Annotated in this window: 5 protein-coding genes; all 5 read right to left on the bottom strand. The window is 40.5% G+C overall.

Annotation, left to right across the window (positions count from 1 at the left end):
- Positions 1–190: 190 nt before the first annotated feature.
- Positions 191–1,768, bottom strand: a complete 1,578-nt coding sequence (locus tag RDS42_RS11345) for a response regulator (protein ID WP_308783767.1) — start codon at positions 1,766–1,768, stop codon at positions 191–193.
- Entirely contained in the window at positions 1,737–3,494 is a 1,758-nt protein-coding gene (locus RDS42_RS11350; protein ID WP_308783768.1) for a histidine kinase, read from the bottom strand. The genes RDS42_RS11345 and RDS42_RS11350 overlap by 32 nt, the downstream gene beginning before the upstream one ends.
- Entirely contained in the window at positions 3,472–4,437 is a 966-nt protein-coding gene (locus RDS42_RS11355) for a substrate-binding domain-containing protein (RefSeq protein ID WP_308783769.1), read from the bottom strand. The genes RDS42_RS11350 and RDS42_RS11355 overlap by 23 nt, the downstream gene beginning before the upstream one ends.
- A gap of 15 nt (positions 4,438–4,452) precedes the next feature.
- A complete protein-coding gene (locus RDS42_RS11360; RefSeq protein WP_308783770.1) occupies positions 4,453–5,475 on the bottom strand; it encodes a LacI family DNA-binding transcriptional regulator in 1,023 nt (340 codons plus the stop codon).
- A gap of 174 nt (positions 5,476–5,649) precedes the next feature.
- A complete protein-coding gene (locus RDS42_RS11365; protein WP_308783771.1) occupies positions 5,650–6,057 on the bottom strand; it encodes a DUF2871 domain-containing protein in 408 nt (135 codons plus the stop codon).
- Positions 6,058–6,126: the final 69 nt, after the last annotated feature.

Consider the following 6,126-nt stretch of genomic DNA (forward strand, 5'->3'; position numbering starts at 1 on the left):
CTTTTTTATGATTTATCTATTACAGTACTGTATCTCTTTTCATGTGTATCATACCAGTCCTGTGCTTCTTCTGAAATTGGGATTATTTTAAGATTGTTTGTCTTTTTCTTTGATTGAAAAAAAGGGATTTATTTTTGTGTCTTTTTTTTGGAAAGTAAACCCTGGTACATAAAAAAAGACACCAGCGCTGTCACTGATGTCTCGTATGATGCCTCCGGTATTCTGCCGGACTCATGCCATATCTTTTTTTAAATGCCTTTGAAAAATAATGATAATCATTAAAACCTGAACGATTTCCAATCTCCCGGATCTTCAGATCTGTCTGCTCCAGCAATTCTCCTGCACAGGAAAGTCTCTGTGACAGAAGAAAATTAGAAAATCCAATTCCCATTTCCTGGGTAAAAAGATAGCTGAGATAAGAAGGATTTACGCTAGCCTCCTGAGCTGCTTCCGTAAGGCCGATGGGCTCTTTAAAATGATTCTGTATAAATTCCGCTGCAATCCTTACTGTTTTATTGATATTTTCCGGTATTTGTGTTTTCTTTTTACAAAAAAGATACTCTTCATCCTTCTGATACCAGGATTCCAGCTGCCGCAGACTGGTAACCTTTCTGTAATCTCTCTGAATGTCTATTCCCATTTCCTGCTCCAGCCTTCGAAACCACTGTATCACCAGCCGGCTTTCTGTCTTCCTGTCACGAAACAAATCCCATACTTTCCGTCCCTCTTCCACAAAAGAATCTTTATCTTTTTCCGCAAAGGCTTTGTGGATTCGATTTCGGCATTCCTCTAATCCATCCGGCAGATCCGGATTCACATGACAGTCCGGCTGATAGTAAAGAATCTCTCTTCTGTCATAAAAAGAAACATGCATCATGTCTCTGGCCTGCTGGTACGCCTGAACCAGTGCTTCTGCACCAATACAGACATTACTTACACAGATCCGGTAGCAATGTTCCTCTTTTTTGCATATTTTATAACAGGCAACAGCTGTATCTGTCAGCTTCTGCTGCATGACACTGCTTTTCCGGATGTCAGACAGATCCAGAAAGCAGCAAAAAATACCAGTTCCCAGATAGATCACTTCCGTTCTGTAGCTTTCATTTTTAAAATGCTCTTCCAGTTCACGGCAAAGCCTCTGATAAAATATCTGGCACTGCTGCTCCGCCTCAAAGTGTGTCCATCTCTCCTCCTCTGCTTCCGGGCTTTCCAAATACATGCAGACTACTGCACAATTATGAAAAGAACCTGTGACTCCCGCTGCTTTCGCAGCCGCTTCTTTTTCTTCTCCTTTTACCGCACCAGACAGTACGCTGTTAAAAAACAGGCCTTTCCGGTTCATACTGTCACCTGTATTATCAGAAAAAATTTCTTTTTTCTCCTGCTCTTCCATGCTGTTTCTGGTATTTACAAGAAGCTGGCTTAAACTGTCCTGATCCAGTGTGTTTTTCAGAATGTATTCGTTTGCCCCCTCTTTCATTGCATCTTTCACATATTCAAAATCATCATGACAGCTTAATACAATAATATAAATATGCTTGTTTTCTTTTCGTACTTTTTTTATAAGTTCGATTCCGTTCATAAAAGGCATGGATACGTCTGTAATCAGAAGTTCCGCATCTGTTTCCATAAGAATACGGTATGCCTCCTCTCCATCGCGTGCCTCTCCCGTAATTTCAAAACCGTTTTCTTTCCATGCAGGAAGGATCTTAAGATAACTCCTTACAAGGTAATCATCATCTGCAATGATTGTTTTGATCTGTCTCATTGTTTTTGTCCCCCTTTTGTGCCGGCAGAAAAATCACTGCTGTGGTTTCCTTTTCCGAGCTTTCATAATAAATATCGGCTTCTTTTCCATAATATAAATGCAGTCTCTCCTGGATATTCGGGATTCCAATTGCTGTAAAACCTGTGGTCTTTCGGCTTTTTTCTGACAAAAGCTTTCGGATCTGTTCCTCTGTCATTCCTCGTCCATTATCTGTCACCTTAAGATACAGTCTGCCCTCCACCAGTTCTGTTTTGATCTTAAGACATCCCTCTTTTTCTTTCAGATCCATTCCGTGAAGCAGTGAATTTTCCACCAGCGGCTGAAGAAGCAGTCTGGGAACCTGATATACTTCTGTATCGGTACTGACCTCATACTCTACATGAAACTGTCCTCCATACCGAAATTCCTGAAGATGAAGATATTTTTCAAGAATATGTATTTCCTCTGCCACGGTAATAAACGTTCCCTTTTTGCTGATTGCAGTCTGAAGAAGCTCTACAAAATCACCGATAAGTTTCCCTGTATCTGTTTCGCCCTTGATAAGAGCTGAATATTTAATGGAATTCAATGTATTATACATAAAGTGAGGTGTGATCTGGTACTGGAGTGCTTCAAGTTCTACATCCTTTTTTCTGTCTTCTTCTATGATAAGACGCTGGATCAGATCTTCGATCCTGTCCAGCATTTCATTAAAATCCTCTACCAGCATGCCTATTTCATCATTGGACTCAGCCTCTGCTCTGAAATCCAGGTTTCCTTCTGATACTCTGGACATTGCTCCGGTCAGTTTTTTCAAAGGTCTGTAAATCAGTCCGGACAGGTATAATGCTGCAAAAACCGCTGCTAACATAACAATCAGAAGAACACCTATAAAATATTTTCCTGTTTCCTGTAAAGTGTGCAGAACAGCATTCCTTTCTGTTACAACAAAAAGACCGAATCTGGAAAAGGGAGCTTTGCAGAAGCTGTACAAGTTATTTCCATCTGTTCCAAAATTTTCAGTACCGCCTATGCGTTTTTGGTAGCATTCCAGATTCCAATAGGGCGCCCCTGTTTCATACGGTTCTGAAGAAGTAAGCACACGTCCCTCATTATCCAGAAGAACCGCCTCCTGCATGGTATCCTCGTAGATTCCATCTATATATTGATAGTACAGTTCTCTTTCTCCCACATTAGATAAAATATATCCAAGAACTTCTTTTTCTGAACGTATCTCTTCAACAAAGGAAATCTGTAATTCCTTATCTGATACCAGATCCTGCAGGATTCCGGGAGATTTTTCATCTTCATAAAAAGTTTTGATATCTTTTATGTCTGAACTCTGTATTTCTTTTCTGTATACCGGATATTCCTCTGAGGTCACCAGGACCTTTTCGTTTTTCATCAGAAGGTACATGGATGAAATACCAGATTCTCTTCCGCAGAATTCTTTCAGCCGCTCTGCCATCTGATCCAGATGTTCACTGTTCTGTCTGTTTCTGTATTGCTGTATTTCATTTTTAAGTTCCTGGTCGCAGGAGGCATATATGGTTATATCCTGTATATTTTTCATGGTCTGATCCATGACATCAATCATCTGGGCACTTCTCTGCTGCAGTGTTTTCAGGTAATTTTCTTCTATCACTCCTGCCGACTGCCGATAAAAAATAACAGTTACGGCGGTGGATGCCAGAAGTGTGATCAATATCATAGCCGTTAATATTTTACTGCGAATACTTTTCATCATATTCCTCCAGGCTTTCTCCGGTAAGAAGCTCAGCCTCCAGTATTTTCTTTTTGGGAACCTCTTCTCCTTTATACATGGCATCTATATATAAAATCGTCTCATATCCAATCTCATATCCATATTGTGCGATCAATGCACTTATGCTCCCTTCCCTGAGTGCTTCAAGAGAATCTGACTGTGCATCATGGGACACAACAAGAATATCATAATCTTTCACCTCATCCACCAAACCCAGCGCAGCCACGGCGCTGTTGGCTATAATACCTCTTATCTCGGGATATTGGTTCTGCAGCTTATGGATCTCTTTCTCAGATAATTTACGGTTTCCATACCCTTCTTCTAAAAAAGCTACCTGCATATTTGGCTCTTTCTCTATATATTTACAGATTCCGTCTACCCTCTGCCTGTGATTCAGCTGTCTCGTATCGCCTGATATCACACCAATATCTCCATGATGATCCAGAGCTTCACACAGATATTCTGCCAGTCTGTATCCAGCCTTTTCATTGTCGATTCCTACATATGGAATATCCGGATCCTCAAAAGGCGTATCATAGGAAATCAGCGGAATCCCCTTTTCCTCTGCAGCTTTCCTGTAATCAGGATATGTTCCGGAATCAATAGGCGCCACTGCAAGTACATCTACATTTTTCCTGATCAGACTACCCGCAAGTTTTTCCTGTGCCTCCTGGTCTGCTTCTGATTCCGGAGAAAAAAGTATCAGTTCTGCACCTGTTTCTCTGGCTGCTGTTTCCATTCCAGACTGCATCATCATCCAGTATTCACTTGTACGGGATTTTGTAACCACTCCAATTCTGTAGGGATCCGTTCTGGAAATCGTATCTTTTTCTCCGCCTCCCCACCATAACAATATTCCGCAGCCTGCAGCTGCAGGCAATAAAATCCAGTATTTTTTTATATTCCGTAAAAGTCTGCCCTGCAAAAGATACTTCCCCCGCTAAATATTGTACTTTGTTTTGATATTAATGTCTGTAAAAAGATATTCCATTTCCGGCATCTGACCTTTGCTGAGTATATCTGCCAGGATAAACGGCGGGCGGTATCCCTGTACATATCCATTCTGATCGATCAGAAAATCCACCGTATCATCTCTTAGGGCTTTTTCATTTTTCGGGGTCTGATCATATATCACTACATAAGGTCTTTTTTCCAGCTTCAGGGTTTCAAATGCCATCCCCACGCCAGCCTGTCCCCCTGATACTACGAGAATTCCATTGATACCGGAAATATTCATCATTGCTGTTTCAATGATCTTTTTCACTTCCTCTGTTTCATCAAAGCTGCCATGGACACCGGCTATGGAAATTTCCGGATAACTTTTCTTGATCTCTTCTACAAAACCTTCTACACGGATATTATTTACCTGGTTTCCAAAAAATCCTGTTATGATTAAAATTTTTCCTTTTCTGCCTGTGAGCATTCCCAAAAGTCCCGCCGCAGTCCTGCCGCTTTTTCGATTATCCATTCCTACAAAGCATACCCGCCTCGTTCCTACAATATCTGAGTTAAAAGTAACAACAGGGATCCCTCTCTCCTCGGTCAGCCAGTTCAGCTTATCACGTATCGGATTGCAGTCTACCGGCATGATCGCAAGCCCTTCTATTCCTTCTTCCACCAGTTCATCAATAGCAGCCAGCTGTTCTTTTTCATTAACGGATACACTTTCCCGTATCAAAAGTTCTATCCCCCAGTTCTCAAGCTCTCTTTTGGCCTGAAGAATTCCTCTGTTTATTTCAATCATAAAAGAAGCCTTTGCTAGCTGTGTTACAATTCCTATTTTATGTTTGTTAATTTTTTCTGTTTTTTTCCGTGCTCTGGGCACATATCCCATATCACTGGCTATTTCCCGTATTCTCTCTGCCACCTCTTTATTAATGCGGCCTCTGTTGTTCAGTGCACGGTCTACAGTTCCTCGTGAAACTCCTGCACGATCTGCGATCTGCTGTATTGTTACTGCCATAAAATATCCCCCAATCCATTATCACAATCTGATTCTATACAATTTTGCATTTTCTTTATGATAGCATATAGAAAAAAAGCACGCAATATTACGCGTGCTTTTTAAGCAAAAATATCATTATAAAATTCCGTGTCATTATATGACCTTTCTGATCATTTTGGCTGTTAATCAATTTTATTCCGTTTTCCGTAAAATTATAAATAAGTAAATCAAAGCTCCTGCAATAGCAATATGAGTCAGCCCTGCAATTCCGGATATTGATGCATCCAATCCACGGGATAATTCTGTTCCCAGGGTCTGAAAAATACCACGGACGATCATTACTGCCACCATAAGAGGAAGTGCCACATTATAGATCATGTAAAATCTATAGAAACTTTTTTGTTTCATAAGATTAGTTACCTTAGCGGCAAGACCCAGAAACAGAAATACCATGGTACCAAGTACCATCAGATGTACGTGTGTAAATGCCAGTGTCGTTCTCCCTGTAAAGCCATTAAATTTAGTGAATTCTCTGTAAAAGACTCCTGCAGCCATAGCAGCCAGAAAATATCCAAATGCCGTATTCCATAATTTTTTCATTTGTTTTTCGTCCTTTCGTTTCTTTTATGAACAATGTTCATTATAAATTCTAACCTTATATTTGTCAAT

It is taken from the genome of uncultured Blautia sp., from assembly GCF_902497045.1.
GTDB lineage: Bacteria > Bacillota > Clostridia > Lachnospirales > Lachnospiraceae > Blautia_A.